Annotated in this window: 14 protein-coding genes; 8 read left to right on the forward strand and 6 right to left on the reverse strand. The window is 63.2% G+C overall.

The genetic code is table 11. The features are described 5' to 3' along the window. Positions 1-19 precede the first annotated feature (19 nt). Positions 20-5,230 (forward strand): peptidoglycan-binding protein, encoded by a 5,211-nt coding sequence (locus ACN0SO_RS23660; protein ID WP_417681872.1) that lies wholly within the window; start codon positions 20-22, stop codon positions 5,228-5,230. A 237-nt stretch (positions 5,231-5,467) separates the two neighbouring features. On the opposite strand, the gene ACN0SO_RS23665 is transcribed toward ACN0SO_RS23660, so the two are convergent. Next, entirely contained in the window at positions 5,468-6,055 is a 588-nt protein-coding gene (locus ACN0SO_RS23665) for a helix-turn-helix domain-containing protein (protein WP_417681749.1), read from the reverse strand. Between the two features lie 109 nt (positions 6,056-6,164). On the opposite strand from ACN0SO_RS23665, the gene ACN0SO_RS23670 reads away from it, so the two are divergent. The 7 genes from ACN0SO_RS23670 to ACN0SO_RS23700 are packed head-to-tail and all read left to right on the forward strand — an operon-like array spanning position 6,165 to position 13,469. After that, a complete protein-coding gene (locus ACN0SO_RS23670; RefSeq protein ID WP_417681751.1) occupies positions 6,165-7,310 on the forward strand; it encodes an NAD(P)/FAD-dependent oxidoreductase in 1,146 nt (381 codons plus the stop codon). Then, on the forward strand, positions 7,307-8,593 hold the full coding sequence (locus ACN0SO_RS23675; RefSeq protein ID WP_417681753.1) for a TRAP transporter large permease: 1,287 nt from the start codon (positions 7,307-7,309) through the stop codon (positions 8,591-8,593). Before ACN0SO_RS23670 ends, ACN0SO_RS23675 begins: the two co-directional genes overlap by 4 nt. Before the next feature lie 60 nt (positions 8,594-8,653). Next, on the forward strand, positions 8,654-9,631 hold the full coding sequence (locus tag ACN0SO_RS23680) for a TRAP transporter substrate-binding protein (protein WP_417681755.1): 978 nt from the start codon (positions 8,654-8,656) through the stop codon (positions 9,629-9,631). Positions 9,632-9,634: 3 nt separating this feature from the next. Further along, positions 9,635-10,177 carry a TRAP transporter small permease gene (locus ACN0SO_RS23685; protein WP_417681757.1) on the forward strand — a complete coding sequence of 181 codons (543 nt, stop codon included), beginning with the start codon at positions 9,635-9,637 and terminating at the stop codon, positions 10,175-10,177. 12 nt (positions 10,178-10,189) lie between these two features. Next, positions 10,190-11,644 (forward strand): M81 family metallopeptidase, encoded by a 1,455-nt coding sequence (locus ACN0SO_RS23690; protein ID WP_417681759.1) that lies wholly within the window; start codon positions 10,190-10,192, stop codon positions 11,642-11,644. Then, positions 11,641-12,495 carry an alpha/beta fold hydrolase gene (locus ACN0SO_RS23695; protein ID WP_417681761.1) on the forward strand — a complete coding sequence of 285 codons (855 nt, stop codon included), beginning with the start codon at positions 11,641-11,643 and terminating at the stop codon, positions 12,493-12,495. The genes ACN0SO_RS23690 and ACN0SO_RS23695 overlap by 4 nt, the downstream gene beginning before the upstream one ends. Then, on the forward strand, positions 12,492-13,469 hold the full coding sequence (locus tag ACN0SO_RS23700; RefSeq protein ID WP_417681763.1) for an ornithine cyclodeaminase family protein: 978 nt from the start codon (positions 12,492-12,494) through the stop codon (positions 13,467-13,469). The genes ACN0SO_RS23695 and ACN0SO_RS23700 overlap by 4 nt, the downstream gene beginning before the upstream one ends. Positions 13,470-13,553: 84 nt before the next feature. Here the strand turns inward: ACN0SO_RS23700 and ACN0SO_RS23705 are convergent, their stop codons facing one another. The 5 genes from ACN0SO_RS23705 to peaB all read right to left on the reverse strand — a co-directional run bounded on the left by ACN0SO_RS23705 (position 13,554) and on the right by peaB (position 19,397). Beyond that, on the reverse strand, positions 13,554-14,186 hold the full coding sequence (locus ACN0SO_RS23705) for a hypothetical protein (protein ID WP_417681765.1): 633 nt from the start codon (positions 14,184-14,186) through the stop codon (positions 13,554-13,556). Continuing rightward, on the reverse strand, positions 14,183-16,150 hold the full coding sequence (locus ACN0SO_RS23710; RefSeq protein ID WP_417681767.1) for an ABC transporter ATP-binding protein: 1,968 nt from the start codon (positions 16,148-16,150) through the stop codon (positions 14,183-14,185). The genes ACN0SO_RS23705 and ACN0SO_RS23710 overlap by 4 nt, the downstream gene beginning before the upstream one ends. 360 nt (positions 16,151-16,510) lie before the next feature. Next, positions 16,511-17,599 (reverse strand): quinohemoprotein amine dehydrogenase subunit beta, encoded by a 1,089-nt coding sequence (gene peaD / locus ACN0SO_RS23715; protein ID WP_417681769.1) that lies wholly within the window; start codon positions 17,597-17,599, stop codon positions 16,511-16,513. Positions 17,600-17,631: 32 nt separating this feature from the next. Further along, positions 17,632-17,964, reverse strand: coding sequence for a quinohemoprotein amine dehydrogenase subunit gamma (qhpC, locus tag ACN0SO_RS23720; protein ID WP_417681771.1), 333 nt, complete (start codon positions 17,962-17,964; stop codon positions 17,632-17,634). Then, complete coding sequence (gene peaB, locus ACN0SO_RS23725) at positions 17,961-19,397, reverse strand: quinohemoprotein amine dehydrogenase maturation protein (protein WP_417681773.1); 1,437 nt, start codon at positions 19,395-19,397, stop codon at positions 17,961-17,963. The genes qhpC and peaB overlap by 4 nt, the downstream gene beginning before the upstream one ends. Positions 19,398-19,408 lie beyond the last annotated feature (11 nt).

Here is a 19,408-nt window from a genome sequence, read left to right on the forward strand (position 1 = left end):
GCCGCATTTCGCATTGAAAGTGCTGGTGCTGGTCTCCAGTATTCTGGCCGGCGCATCCGTGTCGATGATACCTCGGGCAAAAGCCCAGGACATGCAGCCGGGGGATGCGGTCGTTACGAGATTCTCCGGGACGATCGAGCAGGACGGGCGCCGGATTATCGATCCGGACGGAGCCGTTGCCAGTATTCTTGACCTGCGTCAGGCGGGCGGGCCGCCGCGGGGCGAACACTGGTTCGATGAAATTCAGAGCGGAGCGGTGACGGCTGCGGAAATCGGTCAGGTATTCGGTGTCGCTCTCGACGATGCGACGCCGCCGAATATCTATGTCACGGCGACCGCGGCCTTCGGACTGCACCGCAATGCCGACAATTCCGACTGGATGGATGGCATGTGGGGCGAGGGAGGCGGTCCGGGCACCGTCTGGAAGCTCGATGCGGCCAACGGCTATAGGCCGGAAATCTTTGCAGACATCACGACGGATGGGCGCGCAAACAGCGCCGCCGCACTCGGTAACATCGCCTTCGATCGCTGGAACAGGCAGCTTTACGTTTCGGATCTGGAAACCGGCTTGATCCACCGGCTTTCGCTCGCCGATGGCGCGGATCTGGGAACCTTCGACCACGGAACCGGCGGCCGGATAACCTTTAAGGATGCGTCCGACGGACAGTTTCATTCGCTGGAACCTGTTGCGTTCGATCCAGCCAGCAGAGCGCAGATCGACGATTGTCCGAGCGGCGATTTTTCCCGAACGCCTTCGTGCTGGAATTTCGCCGATTTCCGCAGGCGTATCTGGGGCGTCGGCGTACGCCAGGATGCGGCCACGGGCGAGGTGCGTCTCTACTATGCCGTCTGGAGCAGTCAGGGGTTCGGAAATCCCGATTATGCGGCTGCCGGTGACGATGAGAAGCGGAATTCTGTCTGGTCGGTGGGGATCGATCAGGAAGGAGACTTCAATCCGGGCTCCGTTCGCCGCGAGTTCTTCCTGCCCGATTTCTTCCGTTCGCCTGAAGCCATCGCGCGCGCCGGGCGCAGCCATCCGGTCGCGGATATCGCGTTTCCGACCGTGAGCGAACAGAACGTAATGCTGGTGGCCGAACGCGGCGGGGTGCGTAATCTCGGTCTGGCTGCGGAAAACGCCTTTTCCTATCCGAACGAAGCCCGTGTCCTGCGCTACGAACTGGGCGAAACCGGTGCCTGGCAGGGCGCAGGGCGCTACGATGTCGGTTACTATGATCGGGGTGAATCCGGTCCGCCCTATATCAGGGCCGGTGCCGCCGGTGGCGTTTCCTTCGGTATGGGCTACCGGGAAAACGGCGACGTCGATCCCGGCCAACCGGACAGTTTCGTCTGGATGTCAGGTGACGGGCTCTGCTCTCCGCAGGGACAATGTTTCGATTCAAGTGCCAACACGCACGATGACGGCTCCGAGGTCTCCGGTCTGCAAGGCCAGGCGGCACGGCCCTATGAGGCGTTCGAGCCAGTCACCGCGTTCCGGCCCTATCCCGCTCCGGGGCCGGTCACCCCTTCAACCGGCCCGGACAGCGCATTCATGGTCGATGTGGACGTCAATACGGATGCCAACGGGGATTATTCTGAAGAAAGCCGGACGCGGAACGACGCCACACGTGTGGGCGATGTCGCCGTGTTCCAGCCGCTCCCTGCAGATGGGGAGCTGATGCCCGTGGACGAAGGGCCGGTCGTAGCCGAATGGCCTGATGGTCTGCCCGAGGAAGGATGGATTCCTGCACCTCCGCCTGATGATGGCTGGTTCCTGCCGCCGCCGTTCCCGCTCGATACGGACCTTGCGATCCGCAAGACCGGCCCGGCGCAATGCCAGGAGGGCGTGGAATGCACCTATGTGATCCGGATCCGGAATGTGGGATCCGTCGCCTATACCGGCCCGCTGGCTATTTCAGACACCATGCCGGCCGGGGCAACCCTTGCCTCGACGTCGCCCGGCTGGCACTGCGTGCCCGGCGGAGCGACCTTCCGCTGCATCACGAATGCCCCGGCAATTCTGGTGCCGGGTGCGACCGCGGCGATCGAGGTCAACATTCTGCTGCCCGCCGATGTTCCCGGTCCGAGCGTCCAGAACTGCACGAACATTGACTGGTTCGAGATGGGGACCGACGACGGCCCTGGCGACGGCAACGATGATGACTGTGTCACGACACCGGTAACGCAAGGGTTTGATCTGGGTATCGAGAAAATCGGACCTGTTCAGTGCGCGGAAAATGCCGATTGTACGTTCCATGTCGCCGTGACGAATTTCGGGCCCGGAGAGTTCAGCGGACCTTTGGCTCTGCGCGATATCATGCCGGCGGGTGCGACATTCGTGGCTGCTGTGGGTTCGGGTGGAACCTGCACGCCGTCCGGCGGGGACGTGAACTGCCTGACCGGAAATATCACGTTGCCATCAGGTGCAAATACCGGCCTGATTATCAGGATCCATCTTCCAGGCGGAATTGCGGGCGGTACGATTACCAACTGTACCGAAATCAATTGGGCGGCCATGACCTCCAATGATGGTGCCGCAGACGTCCATCCGGACTCCGATTGTCATACGGTCAATGTGATCGGCGGAGCCGGGTTCTTCGATCTGTCGATCGCGAAACGCGGTCCGGCCCATTGCAATGCCGGCGGCGATTGCGAATACGAGATCACCATTGCCAATCTTGGGCCCGACGACTACACGGGCGAACTGCATATTCAGGACAATCCGCCGACGCCAGGTCTTACCTACACAGGTGTTGCAGGGCCCGGCTGGGGGTGCGGTGCCGCCGTTCCCGTCAACTGTAACCAGGCGGGTGGACCCCATACCCTGCATCCCGGGGATACCCGGACCATGCACATCACGCTTCATTTCCCCAATCCGGTCGCAAGCAATCCGGTGTTCAACTGCGTTGAATTCCGCTGGGGCGCGCCAGGGATGCCCATGGATGACAATCCGGCGCCTGGCGCCGGAGACGCCAGCGATCAGAATTGTGCTGTAACGCTGGTCGATACCGGTTTTGATGCGGAAGTTACAAAGACTGGGCCGGCGGACTGTTACGAAGGCGCGGCCTGTGATTTCACGGTCAGCGTAACCAACAACGGGCCGGGCGCAATCGATGGCATCATGGCCATAACCGATACCTTGCCGGCGGGAGCAACGCTGGAAGGTGTTGATGGGCCATTTTTCTGCAACAGCGCGGCTCCGGGGACAGTCACCTGCTTTTTGACCGGACCCATTGCTTCCGGGGCGACAGATGACATTACGGTTCACACGCGTCTTCCGGATCCGGTCGCGGGTAATACGGTGGAGAATTGCGCGTCGATAGACTGGAGCACAATGCCGCCTGCTTGGATTGTCGGTACCCATTACACAAGCGATGACAACGCCGCCAACGATGGACCTGCCTGCGCAACGGTTCACGTGTTGGCCGCCGATCTGGCACCTTGGGGAGCGACGACCTGCCAACTGGGGTCTTCCTGTCCGATCGAGGTTCAGGTGGACAACCGCGGCGGACGGCAGTTCCAGGGGGCCGCAGGCCTGCACGGGATGCTCGATCCGGCCGTGACCATCAGCAGCATCGAGAGCCAGACGCCCGGTTTTGCTTGCAATGTCACCGGCACCGGACAGTACGAGTGTGAGGGCTCCAACCTCATGCTGAAACCGGGGGCTTCGGCCAAGATCCGCATGGTGCTCGAAATCCCGGCTGACTTCCCCCATCGGCGGATCATTCACCGCAAGGAAATGATCTGGCCGGATCAGCAGGTGAAGGACGATAAGCCGGAAAACGATCGTCACACGAGCACGATCATGATCATTCAGCCTGAAGAGCCTCAGGAAGAGGCCAAGCAACCGGAAGAGCCGCAGGAAGAGCAGCCGCAGCCGGTCGAGCCGACGCCTCCGCCGGCCGTGACCGCAGAGGTGCCGGATCTGTCGGTCGAGAAGAGCGCCGGGCAGGGCCGTTGTAATGCCGGTCAACCGTGCGACTTCCGGGTGACGATTACCAACAACGGTTCCGCCAGCTATGTCGGGCCGCTGCGGGTGAGCGATGTGACCGATCCTCCCGGACGGCTGATGTCCTCCGGACCCAGACCCTGGCGTTGCGGTGCAAGGGGCGGCGGCTATGATTGTACCCATCCGGCAACGACGTTGGCGCCCGGCGAGTCCGTTGACCTGTCCCTGACAATCGCCGCCGGTCGCGGCAATCGAGCGCGCAGCCTCAGGAATTGCGCGAGCCTGGCCTGGAACATTGCGGACCAGGTCCGGGCGGTCCAGATTGCCCTGAACCGTCTCGGCTTCTCGGCTGGGCGGCCGGACGGTCGTGTCGGGCCCAATACCCGAGGCGCCGTGCGACAATTCCAGGAGAGCGCAGGTCTGCCGGCTACCGGACGGATCGATGAGGCATTGCTGCGTCATCTGTTTGCTTCTTGGGGCGATGGCGACGGAAATGCCGCAAACGATAACAGTTGTGTCACGATCGGCCTGGATCAGCCGGTACAGCCGCCACCGGTCGCCGAACCGCCGCTCGCCTGTCCGCCGGGATATGCGGCCTATCGGAACAGGAACCAGGTTCCGCGGAGTTCGGAAGTCCTCCGTCGGACCCGCGGCAATCAGGTCCTTTACTGTGCCCGGCCCCTGCCGCGGGCAGAGACGTGCCCACCGGGCTTCCGTCAGGTGAGCCGTCAGCGGGCCAAGGATCTGGTGCGGCAGGGTTGGGATATCCGGCAGGTTGGCAACCTGATGTGCGCCCGGCCGGTCGAGCGTCCCGCGCTGCAGTGCCCGGGCGGTTACAAGCCCTATCCGAACCGCAACCGGATTCCGCGCGGTTATGAAGTGCAGACCGTTCGCGGCAACGGCCAGGTTCTCTATTGTGCCCGGCCGCGGCCGCAGGCGGAGACCTGTCCGTCCGGCTACCGGCAGGTCAACCGTCAGCGGGCCAAGGCGCTGGTGCAGCAGGGTTGGGAAATCCGGCAGGTCGGCAGCCTGATGTGCGCCCGTCCGGGCAGGCAGGTTACGCCGACCCAGCCGACCAGGCCCAACTGTACTGGCGGCCGGGTCTGGGATGCGCGCCGAAATTCGTGCGTCTGTCCAGGGAACACCCGTTGGGATCCGAAACGGAACCGCTGCCTCCAGCCCCAGGTGCTGCGGCCCCAGGTACAGCCGCAGGTGCAACAGCCGCAAAGGCAGCCGCAGGTCATCAATCCCCAATTGCAGCTGATTGTGCCTCGGGTGCAGTAGCGGGTAAATGACAAGGCCTGCGGGCGTAAAAGCTCGCAGGCCTGAGGCGCTCCTCAGGAAAATCGATAAAACTCTCCGCGTCCCTTCGGGAGAGAACGGAAGCTCCGAATTCCGTTTGACTTGGGAGCCGAACCCTAAAGCACGTCGCGAAAAAGTGGATACCGGTTTTTCGCGATGAGACGTGCGTCAACAAATAGCGAGAGCATGTCACGTGAATGCGAATGAACGCGACATGCTCTAGGTGGCCACGCAGACCACCAGGATTCTCGCATCCTCTTCGCCGGCCGAAGCGTAAAGGTGGCCAAGCGAGCTGTCGAAGTAGATGCTGTCTCCCTGTTCCAGATGGACGGCATCCCGCCCTTCCAGGAAAACGGTGATCGAGCCTTCCAGAACGGTCAGGAACTCCTGGCCGGGATGGCGAACGAACTGTTTGAAATCCTTGAACTCCCGGGCCTTGAGCGAGCCCATCATCGGCTGCATGGCCTTGTTCCAGATTTCCGGAAACAGCATCTCGTAGACGTAGTTTTCCGTGTCCTGGCGCTCGAACTCGCCTTTGCGGGCAACGGTGAAACTGCCGGTTTCGAAATCCTCGCCCTCCGCATTGAAGAAGGCGGCCATGTCCACGCCGACGCCCCTGGCAAGCTGCTCCAGCCGGTCGTAGGTGAGGGCGATGAGGCCCCGTTCGGCCTTGGAAATCGTCGAGATCGCAAGCCCGGAGCGTTCTGCCACCTGGGCCAGGGTCCAGCCGTTGTCCTGCCTCAAATCGCGCAACCGGCGGCCGAAGGCCTGCCGGGACGATTCTTCATTCGTGGATTCTATCTTCATGGCGGCAATCTAGGGCTACGCTCTCTTTCTGCCAAGATTTTCCGATTGGAAATTTTTTCTTTTCCAATCGGAAAATCGATGTTAGCGTTTTTCAATTCGGATGGAGGGGATGGCTGTGGCGGCAGATGTGAAGCAGTGCGATGTGGTCGTTGTCGGGGCGGGGATCGCCGGGGCGTCCGTCGCCGCAGAACTGGCCGGGTCCCGCAAAGTCATCCTGCTGGAGCGCGAAACGCATCCCGGCTATCACACCACCGGCCGCTCCGCCGCCGTGTTCACCCGCGCCTATGGCCCGCCAGTGATCCGGGCGCTGACCCGGGCGTCGGAAGCCTTTCTGCGCGGGGAGGACGGTTCGGCGGGACCGGCTGAAAGCCAGCTGCGCCCGCGCGGCGTTCTCTTCCCCGCACGGTCCGACCAGATGGACAAGCTGGACCGTATGGCGGAGGAACTCGGCGATACCGTTGTGCCCCTCAGCGGCGGTCAGGTGCGGGAGATGATGCCGATCCTTCGGGAAGGCTATGCGGCTGCAGGGCTGTATGACGCTTCGGCTGCCGATATCGAGGTTCACGGTGTCCACCAATATTACCTAAAGAAATTCAAAGCTTTGGGCGGGGAATTGCAGACGGGCGACGAGCTTCTCGGCCTGACCGCCACCGGCGGCGGCTGGGAGGTGGCAACACGCTCCGCAGTTATCAGGGCAGCTGTTGTCATCAATGCGGCCGGCGCCTGGGCGGATGAAGTCGCAGGTCTTGCGGGCGTCGGGCCGTTGGGCCTCGTCCCGAAACGCCGCACGGCGCTTCTGGTCGCGCCGCCGGAAAACAGCGTACCCGATCCGTGGCCGATGACCGTGGATGTGGAGGAGCAGTTCTACCTGAAGCCCGATGCCGGCAAGCTCCTGATCTCGCCCGCGGATGCCACCCCGTCGCCGCCCTGCGACGCGCAGCCCGATGAAATGGACGTGGCAATCTGTGTCGATCGGATCGAGACCGCCTTCGATCTCGCCGTGCGACGGATCGAGCACAAATGGGCAGGCTTGAGAAGTTTTCTTCCCGACGGTTGCCCGGCCGCCGGCTATGACACCCACGCTTCCGGTTTCTTCTGGCTGGCCGGGCAGGGAGGGTACGGTATTCAGTCGGCACCTGCTCTGGCGCGTTCCGCAGCTGCGCTCGTTCTGGAAAATCCGATCCCTGCGGATATCGTGGATGAGGGCGTGGAGGCATCGATCCTGGCGCCCCGGCACGGCAAGGTGGCCGCATGATTTTCGTGGTCCTCCTGTTCGCAGCGGTGTTGCTCGTCTCCGGAGCGGCCATCGCGTATGTGATCGGCGGGGCCGCCGTGCTGGCCTTCTTTGCTACGGACAACGCCCGCTACCTGGCGATCCTGCCGCAGCAGATTTTTTCCAGGATCGACGTGTTCGCGCTCATGGCCATGCCGCTGTTTATTCTGGCGGGCGAACTCATGAACCGGGGCGGGGTGACCGGTGCGCTGATCAACCTGTCGATGGCACTGGTCGGGCGCCTACGCGGCGGGCTTGGCCATGTGAACATCATGACCTCGGTCTTTTTCGCCGGCATCAGCGGGTCTGCGGTCGCCGACGCGGCGGCCTTGTCCAATACGCTCGTTCCGGAAATGACCCGGCGCGGCTACTCGCTGGCATATGCCAGCACGGTAACTGCCGCTTCGTCGATCATCGGGCCGATCGTCCCGCCCTCTATCATCCTGATCTTCTACGGCGCCCTCATGGGGACGTCGGTCACCGCCCTGTTTCTGGCCGGTATTCTGCCGGGATTGTTGCTGGCAGCGGTGCTTATCGCGGTCAACGCGGTCTTTGCCTGGCGGCAGGGGCATCCCCGTCTGGAAAAGGAGGAGATGCCGCCCTTCTTGCGCACCATCGCCCATTCGCTTCCCGCGCTTTCGCTTCCGGTAATCATCCTCGGCGGAATCGTATTCGGCTGGATGACCCCGACCGAAGCGGCCGCGGTCGCCGTGGTCGTCGCGTTGGGTGCGGGCTGGTTCTATGCGGGGATCACTGTCAAGACCGTTCTGGAAGCGCTTCGCCGCACGGCTCTTCTGTCCGGTTCGATCTTCCTGATCATTTGCTCCGTTTCCGCTCTCGGCTATCTCGGGGCGCTGGAGCGCATTCCCGAGGCGATCCTGGAAGCTGTGACCGACCTCGGTCTCGGTCCGGTCGGCTACATGCTGGTCATGAACCTGATCTTTATCGCTGCCGGAATGGTGCTCGACATTCCCGTGGCGCTCGCGCTTTTGGTGCCGTTGCTTGCCCCGGTGGCGCTGCAGCAGGGAGCGGATCCCGTCCACCTGGGCATCGTGATCTGCTTCAACCTGTGTATCGGGCTGATCTCGCCGCCCATGGGCGGCTGTCTTCTGGTGATTTCGGCGGTCACCGGCATCAATTACTGGAAATTGGCGCGGGCGATCATACCGTTCGTGCTGGTGGAAATTGTCGTGCTGGGGCTGTTGATCGCGGTGCCGGACATCAGTCTGATGCTGCCGCGCGCCTTCGGGCTGGGCGCGAATTAGCTGTCCGCTCGGGGCCGACTGTTTTGCAAAGAGGGTGAACTATAAAACGGAGTAGGTAAGATGAAACACATACGGAAAATCGGCATTGCCGTCTTTTCAGCAGCACTTCTGGTGGGAGGTGCATCCCAGGCGCAGGTCAAGATTGCACTGGACAGTCCGCAGGATATGGAAAATTCCGGCAGCTATGTCTGGGCGCATACGTTCTCTGAATATCTCAACAGTCACGGCATGAAAGCCGAAGAGTTTCAGCGCGGTGCGCTGGGCGGCGATGACGAACTGTTCGACCAGGTCAGCCAGGGCGTGCTGGAAGTGTCCTTGTCGCCGCTCAACATCGTCGGTTCGATCGACAAGCTGATCTATGGCATGCGCCTACCGTATTTCTTCAAGGACATGGCCGAGGTCGACCGCGCCCTGAACGAAGGCGGAATGCTGGCGAAGATCAACGAGGCCACCACGAAGGACGGCGTGCGGGTGGTGTCCGTGAACACCGTCGGTCAGGCGTCGGGTATCTTCAACACCAAGAAGACGGTGAAGTCGGTTGCCGACATGGCGGGTCTGCGGATGCGCGCGCTGGATGAAAGCCAGATCGATCTCTACAAGGCCTGGGGTGCGACCGGCACGATCGTGAGCTGGGCGGAGGTGCCGAATGCGCTGCAGACCGGGGTTGCCGACGGTTATCTGAACCCGCCCTTCGTGCCGCTTCTGTTCGGGCACACGGATTTCATCAAGTATTTCACCGATGCGCGCATCTCTCCGGCGCTGCGGATCACCATCATTTCCGAGGACTGGTACCAGGGACTGAGCGACGAGGACCGTGCCACCGTTGATGCGGCGATCGCTGCAGCGACGGCAGCCAACCGCGAATGGCTGGAAGGCCGTACCGCGATCCTCGACAAGCTGCGTGAGGCAGGCGTCGAAGTGGTGACCCTGGACCAGGCGGCCCGCGACGAATTCCGGGCGGCGTCCGGGCCAGCCTATGACAGCGACCTGCTCACGCCGGAACAGCTCGCGGAATGGGAAGCGGCAAAGGGGAACTGAGCCTTGCGCGCACTGGCAAAAGCTCTGGACAGGCTCTCTGCCGGTCTCAACAGCATCGCCCTCTGGGGGGCGGTGCTGGCCGTGGCGGTCATGGTGGCCGCCGCGGGCTGGCAGGTGCTGGCCCGCTATGTCCTAGATGCGCCGCCGATCTGGACCGAGGAACTGGCCCGCCGGTCGATGGTCTGGGCCGGAATGCTCGGAGCCTCTTGTGCATTCAAGGCCGGCGCTGACCCGGTTCTCTTTCCCGTGGCCCGCAAGGTCACCGGGGCGGGGGGCATGGGGCTGGCGCTCATTCGGGCCTGCGGCGTTCTGGCCTTCGCCGGGCCGGTGATCTGGTTTTCCGTCTTCAACGGCCGGGGAGACATGGCCCGCGGCTTTCTGGGCCGCAGCCTCGCCCGGCAGGCGGACATGCTGGACGTGTCCATGATCTGGTTTACGTCTGCCGTTCCTCTCGCCTTTACCCTGATCGTCCTTCATCTGACGGCAGGGCTCCTTATGCGCGCGACCGGCCAGCCGGTCGCGGGTGAAACAGATTTGAAATCATAACCGGGAACCGACATGACACGGCTTTTCATTGCCGGGCTGAGCACCGAAACCAATTCCTTTTCTCCCATGCCGACCGGCATGACGAGTTTCGAGGAAGGCTCGATCCACCACGGAGACGCGACGCAGGACACCGAGCAATACTGGACCGCGCCGCTGCATATCTGGCGCAGGCGCGCCGAGGCGCTGGGCTGGGAGGTGGTGGAATCCCTGTCGGCTCACGCGCAGCCGTCCGGGCTTACCGTGAAGCCGGTCTACGAAGGCTTCCGGGACGAGATCCTGGCGGATCTGAAGGCGGCCGGCGGTGCGGACGTGATCCTGCTGACGCTGCATGGAGCGATGATTGCCGACGGCTATGACGATTGCGAAGGCGATCTGATTGCCGGCTGCAGGGCAATTGCGCCCAATGCTGTGATCGGCGGGCTGCTCGATCCCCATTTCCACCTGACGGAGCTGATGCTGGACAACGCGAGCCTGCTGGTGGCCTACAAGGAATATCCTCACGTGGACGTGCCGGAACGGGCGGAGGATCTGTTTTCTCTCGCGGTGCGCACCGTCGCCGGCGAGATTACGCCGGTGATGCGCGATTACGACTGCCGCATGATCATCGCCATGCCGACCACCAAGGCGCCCATGCGCGGGTTCGTAGACGCCATGAGCGCACGGGAGGGGCAGGACGGTGTGCTGTCCCTGTCGATCGCCCACGGTTTCCCCTGGGGCGATCATCCCCGTGTGGGAACGCGCGCGCTGGCGATCTGCGACGGCGACGCCGCCGCCGCGGCGACCGAGGCGGAACGGCTGGGGAAATCGCTCTATGCCCTGCGCGAAGAGCTTCACACCCGGATACCGCCGATGGACGAGGCTTTGGATATCGCGGCGGCGGAGCCAAAGGGACCGGTGGTGCTGGCAGATATGTCCGACAATCCGGGAGGCGGTGCGCCGTCCGATGCGACCTTCCTGTTGCGCGCCATGATCGAGCGGGGGATGACCTCCGTTGCGACGGGCCTGTTCTGGGACCCGGTCGCGGTACGCTTCTGTACCGAAGCCGGTGAGGGCGCGCGCTTCGAGCTGCGCCTGGGCGGCAAATGCGGGCCGATGTCCGGCGATCCGCTCGACCTCAAGGTGACGGTACGCCGGATCATTCCGGGAATGAGCCAGCGCTTCGGCAAGCTGTCGGCCCCGATCGGTACGGCGGTCTGGGTGGAATGCGACGGCATCGACATCGTGCTCAACGACCTCCGCTGCCAGACCTTCCATCCGGATGCCTTCGAGAAACTGGGGATCGACCTGTCGCAGCGCCGCTATGTCTGCGTGAAATCGTCAAACCATTACCAGGCCGGGTTCAACCCGATTGCCGCGCGAGTGATCGGCGTCGCCACGCCCGGCGCGATCACGCCGGACTACGCCAATATTCCCTATCGCAACCGGAAACGGAATTATTGGCCCGCCGTGGAGGACCCGTTCGCATGAGCAATTCCCTGATCACCGCGCGAGATGCGTTCGCCGCGCGCCTGCCCGAAGAGCGGATGGATCTGAACGGCCGAAGCTGGGGTGTCCGGTTTACGGGTTCTGACGGCCCGGTTTTGCTGCTCATACCAGGAACACTCGGCCGCGGCGACGTTTTCTGGCAGCAAGTCGAGGCCCTTTCGAACCGGCTGCGGATCGTCACGGTCAGCTATCCGGAGACCGGTAGCATTGCGGACTGGAGCGCGGACCTTCAGACGTTGTTCGACAGGCTGGAGATCGGCGAGGCGACGGTGCTCGGCTCCTCTCTCGGCGGCTATCTGGTGCAGTATCTTGCGTCCGAGGCGCCGGAGCGGGTCACGCGCCTGATTGCGGCCAATACGCTGCATTCGGTTGCAGGCATTACTGATCGTCCGCCTTACGCGCTTGACCTCGACACCGTGCCGGTGGCGGATCTCAGGGCCGGGTTTGCCAAGGGACTGGGCGCCTGGGCCGAAACGCACCCCGACCAGGTTGACCTGGTCGAGCTGCTACTGGGCGAGGTCAACGGGCGTATTCCGGAACCGGAACTCCGGATGCGGTTGAAGGCACTGAAGACGGCGCCGGAACTGCCGCCTGTGAAGCTGTCTACGGACAGGATCGTCACCATCGAGGCCGACGACGATCCGCTGATTCCGCCGGAGATGCGGAGTGCCGTTCGGGACAGGTTAAACCCGGCAGTGGCTTACCGTTTTCTGTCGGGCGGGCATTTCCCCTATGTGGCGCGGCCGTCGGATTACACGGCCCTTCTGGAACAGGTGATGGGCCTGGAAGTGACAGGCCCCGATTGGGGTGAGGAAGCGGAGCGCAGCCGATGATCGTTCTGACACATGAGGACGTGGCCGATCTCCTGCCCATGGCAGAAGCGGTCGAAGTGATCGACCGGGTGATGCTCACCGTTTCGCGGGGCGGGGCGGAATTGCCGCTGCGCCATGTGGTGCCGGTCGGTGGCGGCAACATGATGGGCGTCATGTCCGGCGCCCTCGAGGCGCCGCACTGCTATGGCGTCAAGCTGGTCAGCCTGTTTCCGGGCAATCCGGAAAAGGGCCTGTCGTCGCATCGCGGCGCCGTGGTGCTGTTCGAGGCGGAAACGGGTGGAGCGGTTGCCATGATGGATGCGGGTCTTCTGACCGCGATCCGGACCGCCGCCGCAAGCGCGGTCGCGACCCGGGCTCTGGCGCGGGAAGATGCGGGATCGCTGGCGCTGATCGGCTACGGCGAGCAGGCCGAACATCATCTGGAGGCCATGATGGCGGTCCGCCAGATCACCCGGCTTCACGTTGTCGGACGCTCTGCTGATCGTGCCGAAGCCTTCGCGAAACAAGCCGCGGAACACTACCCGCAGCTGACTGCCGTTCATGGCACGGATGTTCGGGCTGCGGTCGAGGCGGCGGACATCATCTGCACAGTGACAGCATCGTCGACGCCGGTCCTGATGGGAGACTGGCTGCCGGAAGGCGCACATGTGAACATAGTCGGCGCGTCAGTGCCATCGAAACGCGAAGTGGATGACCGGCTGGTAGAGCGGGCGGACATCTGGGTGGACTACACGCCCTCGACCCTGGCCCAGGCCGGCGAAATCGTCGACATGATCAAGGCCGGACGGTTCAGCGAAGACAAGCTGAAAGGCGAAATCGGCGCCGTTCTTGAAGGCTCGGTGGAAGGTCGCACTACTCCCGGCCAGATCACCGCCTACCGCTCCCTCGGCATCACCGCCCAGGACCTTGCGGCAGCCGAGCACGTCTACCAGCGGGCTTCGGCGGCCGGCCGGGGGCAGGTGGTGACCCTGTAACGGCCGGATTTGCCAATCCTGACAGGCGGGCCCTAAATCGACTGTTTGGGGCCCGCTGTTTGTGCTTTTAAGGAGCCGGTATCCTCAACCTGTCCGTCGCTCGCGGCCATGGTAACGGATGGCAGTCTCAAGTGCGGCAAGCGTGTTGTCCGCCGTTCCCCGCCAGTGCTTCGCCAAAAGTCCCGCCATATGGGCGGCGGCGACACTGGCACCGCGGATATCGGGATTACAGGTCGCGGCTGGACAAGCGCCATAAGTAGCCTGGGGCAGATCGAGGCGGGACAGCTCTCCCGGCAGGCAACGCGCGTCGCCCTGGACGGAGACGACCCCGTCGATCGCGGCCGGATAGACCGGCTCGCCGCGGGCCGGCGCGGAGGCGACGATCAGGCTGCGTGCCTGCAGGAGCGCATGCGTCTTTGCGGTGAGTTCGACAGACGGTAGAGCCATGCCGAAGGAGCAGAGCACGATTTCCGGCGGATTTTCGACAAGCCAGTCGAGCGCGGCGCAAACGGTCGCAACCGAGGTCGCCAGACGCCCCGGAAACACCACCGCATTGACGAAGTGAACCTCGCCGGCCTGCGCCCGGATCGTATCAGCCATGGCTCCGGCGTGGTTTTCGGCGGCCGGGGAGCCGTCGGCTTCGCAAAGCCGTATTTGATCAAACAGATCCGCGCGTGCGTCCGGCAGAGCGCCGTCGATGAGGCCGATCCGGATCAAGACTTCTGTCCTCCAAAGGTCGCAAGGTCGATTTCTTCGTCAAAGGCTCCGTAGCGCTCGGTTTCGCCATGCGTAACGACGATCCTTGTGCGGTCGGCAAAGCGGGTGTCGATAGCTTTCATGATCCGGCTGATACGGTTGGCGTCGATTTCTGACAGGCTTTCGTCGAGGATCAGCACCCTGAACGGCTGCAACAGGGCGCGGGCCAGACACAGGCGCTGACGCTCGCCGCCGGAGAGATTCAGGCCGCCTTCGCCCAGCCAGGTATCGAGACCGGAGTCGGGTTCCTCGTGGCTGTATGAATGCGGGACCGGTGCCGCTTGCTCCCGTCTCCCCCCTTGAGGGGGAGATGTCGGCGCAGCCGACAGAGGGGGGGATGCGGTGCCTGCCCGGGGGTGTGGCCCACCCCCCTCTGTCACCTTTGGTGACATCTCCCCCTCAAGGGGGGAGACGGGTGTTTGCGGAGCTGCTGCGACGTTATATATCGGCGATCCGGTGTGGATACCGAGCCGCTCGTCCAGTTCGACGAGGCGCAGGATGTCCAGCATCTGTTTTTCATTCGCTTCGGGTGACCCGAGGCGCAGGTTGTCGGAAAGAGTGCCCGAAAAGACATGGCCCTTCTGCGGGACCAGAGCGACGGCGGTGCGGATATCGCTCAGGCTCAGACGGCGCAGATCGATGCCGTTGAGCAGGATTGCACCGGCGCCCGGATCGTCATGGCGTTGCAGCAGGCTCAGGAGGGACGACTTGCCGATCCCGGAAGGTCCGGACAGGCGGAGCTTGCTGCCGGCGGGGATGGTGAGGCTGACGTCCTCAAAAAGCGTTTCCTTGCCGGCAGGCGCATAGGAGACACCGGTCAATACCAATTCTCCGCCACCATCCGGCAGAGGCAGGGGCGAGGGCGGATCGCAGACGTCCGGATTGGCGCTCATGATCTCGTCGAGCCGGTCGAGGGCGGCCTTCATGCGTGCCTGGCCGTGCCAGAGTGAGATCAGCGATTGCATCGGCCCGATAAGAAAGCCGAGATAGGCTGTGAAGGCGATCAGCGAGCCGAGCTCCATGGTGCCGTCGATGACCGCAAGGCCGCCGACCAGAAACACCGTGCCGCGCAGGACCGCGGTCAGGACCATGGGAACGGCGCGGGTGACCTCGTTCCACACCTGTGCCGACAGGAGGGCCGCAATCAGTCCCTGTTGGCGCTGCTCGATCTTATCCGAAGCAACCTGCGTTGCGTTGAGGGCCCGCAGCGCGCCCAGGCCGGTGATGGTCTCCGCCAGACCTGAAGCAAGTTCGCCGCGGGCCTTGCGCACGTCGCGGGCCTTTTCGTGGGTGACCGGACGGGCCTTGGCGAAGAAGATCAGTTCCACCGGTGCCAGCACCAGGGCCAGAACGGCAAGCTTCGGTGCCAGAACGAACAGCATCACCAGTCCCCCGATCAGCCTCAGCAGGCTGCCGCCGCCGTTGACCAGAGCGGCGAAGGTGAATTGCTGCACCTCGCCGGCATCGCCGTCGAGCCGGCTCATAAGCTCGCCGATCTTCTGCCGTGCCTGCCAGCGCGGCGATTGCGCCAGGATGCGGGCCACAGCCGCCCGGCGCAGATCGGCCAGAAGCCTTGCGGAAAAGCGCAGGTGAAGCAGGGAATTGACGGCGCCGAGCGCCAGGGCCGCAAGCCCGACCACGAACAGGGCAATGGCAAAGGTGATCAGCGCCTGTTTATCGTGAGCCATCAGGCCCTGGTCGATGACGAGTTTGGTCAGCCACGGCGGGATCAGTGCAGTTCCGGCGGTAACCAGGGACAGGCCGAAGAGCGCTGCAAGTGGTCCGCGATAGGGCTGGACAAGCGGCGCAAGCCACAGAGCCTCGCGCACGCCGAACAGGCGTTCCAGCACGACATGCAGAAGCGGATGTGGGGGCGATGCTTTGGCTTTCGTTTCCGCAGGAGCTGCTGTCGCGGCTTGCCTCATTCAGTCTCCTTTTGTCTCCGGCAGGTGTGCTAGCGAATGCCGCTGCTTAAGCGACCTTCTCTCTTTGAGACGGTAACGGAACCTTGCGGCACAATTCCAAGTACCTCTCCCATGGGGAGAGGTCGGAGCGAAGCTCCGGGTGAGGGGGCGCAAACTTTCCGTATCCGAACCTCCTTCGTTCGGGATAAGTCTGACCTGTTACCCATCCTCCCGGATAGAACTGTTACCAATCATACCGGTTCGTACCTCACCCTAACCCTCTCCCCATGGGAGAGGGAACTCTTGGGCAGTGCCCGAACTCCGCCTGCTGTCCCTGACCTCACTTGCGTTGGCCGGAACAGCAGGCGGGGCAGTTACGCTTCAACTCCCCGTGCTGATCACGTGCATCGTGCCTGCGGCCATGTCGCCGCCCGACGGCAGGAGGATTTCGCCGATGCGTTCCAGCGTATCGGCATCGTAGACTCCGATGTCGTCGTTGGTGCCGCCCACATAAAGCTCCTTCCCGTCGGACGAGATGTTGATGCAGTAGTAGGTGTGCGGCAGGTCGACCCGCTTGACCAGTTCCTTGGTGGCAAGGTCATGCTTGGAAAGCTGGGTGTAGACCCCGTAGAGGTTGTTCTTGTCGTTGGGATCGCGAACGGCGGAGAACATGATCACCTCGAAGCTGGCGAAGTCCTCGATCTTGCTTTCGCCTGTGGTCAGGTCGACGGTCTCGTAGCCCCAGACGAAATCGGCCAGTTCGTTCTGGGTTTCGTCGGTGAATTTCGCCGCCGAATAGAGAAGCAGGAATTCGTCGGCCTGGGAGCCGATCGGCCAGAAGGCGAGCACGTCCGGCGGAGAATAGGTCGGGCGGTCCCACGAGGCATTGGGGATCTTGACCGTGGTTTCGCCGGTCTTCGGGTCGATGGCGTAAATCTCGTGACCGGCGGCATAGAGCGTACCTTTGCGGTCGGTCGCCATCACCGTCATCCGGCGCGGGACCGGGAAGGTGCGCGCCGGCTTGGCGTCCATGCCGGCGGAGGTGTCATAGACCGCCAGTTCCGGCTCCATGATCTCGTAGCGGTCCGCGAGGATTTTCACCGGGTTACGCACTGTGTAAAGTTCCTTGCCGTCCTTTGAGACGGCGAGCGAGGCAACGGTCTTGCGGCGGATGTCGCCTTCGGACTGATGGGCCGCGAACACCGTCTTACAGCTGGCAAGCTCGATGCCGTAGACGTTTTCCCAACGGTCGGCGAGCACATAAGCGATCGTGTTGTCCGGCGACATGACGATGACGCCGGGGATCAGGTTGAAATCGAGCTTGCAGTCGGTCTGGATCGACCGGGCCTTGGCGTCGATGACATAAAGCCGGTCGGGCTTGGCGACCGTGACGATGAGGTCCTTGGCGAGTGCGGGCAGGGCCGTCAGGCCCAGGCAAAGCGCCGCCGTGGTTGCGATCAGGTTTCGCATCAGAGTTCTCCGAAAATTCAGGCTCGCGCCAATCAGGTTTCGCTGTCGGACGGGAAGACCGTGCCGAGGTTGCGCCAGTCCTTGCCGGCGTTGTCGGCATCCGCGTTCCAGTCCTTGTAGGAGTTGATCGTGTCCGGCACCTGGGCCGGCCACCAGCACGGGTCGGAGCAGCCGTAAAGATCGGCCTCCATCGGCTGGCACAGGGCGGCGACGCCGCCGAACGGGTCGACCTCCCAGCCCGGATCGAGGGTCGAGGCGCAACCGGCAACGATGGTCTGCATCGCCCGGACCTCGTCCATGTTGTCGGTTTCGGCCGCCTTGACGACGCGTTCGGCTTTCTGGTTCAGGGGCTTCAAGTTCTTCATTTGCCGTATGCCCTCCGCGGCATGATATGATCTGTGAAATAGGCCGGCGCGCCGGCGATCAGGTCGCCGTAGACGCCGATGCCGAAGTCGACCCAGTCGCGCATCAAATCGCAGTAGTGGTAGGTCGGTTTCAGCGGATCGGAAAAGTGGGCGTAGCTCTCGTGGTAGCAGCCGCCCGCGCAGATGTTGCGGATGCGGCAGGTGGAGCAGCCCTTGTCGGTGCGGTCTGCCCGATCCTCGATGAAACGAGCGAGCTTCTGCTTTTCGATGCCGTCATCCACGGTGCCGTAGGTGTCCATGTCGGAGCCCGTGAAACGGTGGCAGAGATTGAGGCTGCCTTCGTGGTCGACGGCCAGCATGCCCACTCCCGCCCCGCAGGGCAGGGCCTTCGACCGGCCCTCGTAAAGGTCGGTCATGAGCTGGTGCATGTTGGAAAAGCCGATGTTGCGGCCCTTCAGTGCTTCGTCACGGTAATGCCGGCCGAGTTGTTTCATCTCGTCGAACACGGTCACCAGTTCGTCGCCGGTCAGGTTGAACGGCGCGACCGGACCCGAGGTCACCGGCGAGAAGCCGACTTCATGGAAGCCGATCTCGTTTTTCAGGTGATCCCAGATCTCGTAGACCTGCGTGACGCCACGGGTCAGCGTTACCCGTCCACCCACGGGGCGGGAGGTGTAGCGTTCCAGAAGCATCCTTGTCTTGGCAGCGACCACCTCATAGGTGCCCTTGCCGCCGACGGTCTTGCGGTTGAGATCGTGCAACGCCTTCGGGCCGTCCATGGAGACCGTGAGGCCGAAACGGTGCGCGTTCAGCCAGTCGACGATTTCCTCGGTGAGCAGCGTCGCGTTGGTGGTCAGCGTGAAGTCGACCCGCTTGCCAAGCGCGCCGAAACGCTCCTCGGCATAGGCGACCACATCGCGGATCAGCGCGATATTGCTCAACGGCTCGCCGCCGAAGAACACCACGTTGTAGCTGTCCCGGTCGGGGCTTTCGGTCAGCAGAAGCTCGATGGAGCGTTTCGCCGTCTCCAACCCCATGCGCCGGCCCTTGGACGGCGTGTCCAGATCCTCCTTGTAGCAGTAGGTGCAGGACAGGTTGCAGCCCGTGTTGACGTTCAAAACGATCGTCGTCAGCGGGAAGTTTTCGATGTGGACCGGCGGCCGTTCCGCCCGGGGCGGGCGGCCGTCGGTGACGATGTCGAGGTCGAGCAGGGAACGGATGCGCTCCGTCACGAGATCCGGATCGGCCCGGCCCTCGAAACGTTCGCGCACATCCGCCTCGCTCACCCTTGTGCGGTCGGCGAAGAGGTCGATCACATCATTGTCGAGACGGTCGATCTCGAACAGCGAGGTGGTCGGAATGTGGAACAGCAGGTGCCGTCCGTCGACCTCGACACGGTGCGCGTTCTGCGGCTGGTAGAAAAGATAACCCATGGTGCAGTCCC

This window comes from Roseibium sp., from assembly GCF_048260565.1.
Classification (GTDB): Bacteria; Pseudomonadota; Alphaproteobacteria; order Rhizobiales; family Stappiaceae; genus Roseibium.

Bases quoted from the DNA above. Each gene is read 5' to 3' on its own strand.
- ACN0SO_RS23670 (WP_417681751.1), top strand. From the start codon at position 6,165: ATGGCTGTGGCGGCAGATGTGAAGCAGTGCGATGTGGTCGTTGTCGGG.
- ACN0SO_RS23675 (WP_417681753.1), top strand. From the start codon at position 7,307: ATGATTTTCGTGGTCCTCCTGTTCGCAGCGGTGTTGCTCGTCTCCGGA.
- ACN0SO_RS23700 (WP_417681763.1), top strand. From the start codon at position 12,492: ATGATCGTTCTGACACATGAGGACGTGGCCGATCTCCTGCCCATGGCA.
- peaB (WP_417681773.1), bottom strand. From the start codon at position 19,397: ATGGGTTATCTTTTCTACCAGCCGCAGAACGCGCACCGTGTCGAGGTC.
- ACN0SO_RS23680 (WP_417681755.1), top strand. From the start codon at position 8,654: ATGAAACACATACGGAAAATCGGCATTGCCGTCTTTTCAGCAGCACTT.
- ACN0SO_RS23665 (WP_417681749.1), bottom strand. From the start codon at position 6,055: ATGAAGATAGAATCCACGAATGAAGAATCGTCCCGGCAGGCCTTCGGC.
- qhpC (WP_417681771.1), bottom strand. From the start codon at position 17,964: ATGAAGAACTTGAAGCCCCTGAACCAGAAAGCCGAACGCGTCGTCAAG.
- ACN0SO_RS23710 (WP_417681767.1), bottom strand. From the start codon at position 16,150: ATGAGGCAAGCCGCGACAGCAGCTCCTGCGGAAACGAAAGCCAAAGCA.
- ACN0SO_RS23690 (WP_417681759.1), top strand. From the start codon at position 10,190: ATGACACGGCTTTTCATTGCCGGGCTGAGCACCGAAACCAATTCCTTT.
- peaD (WP_417681769.1), bottom strand. From the start codon at position 17,599: ATGCGAAACCTGATCGCAACCACGGCGGCGCTTTGCCTGGGCCTGACG.
- ACN0SO_RS23695 (WP_417681761.1), top strand. From the start codon at position 11,641: ATGAGCAATTCCCTGATCACCGCGCGAGATGCGTTCGCCGCGCGCCTG.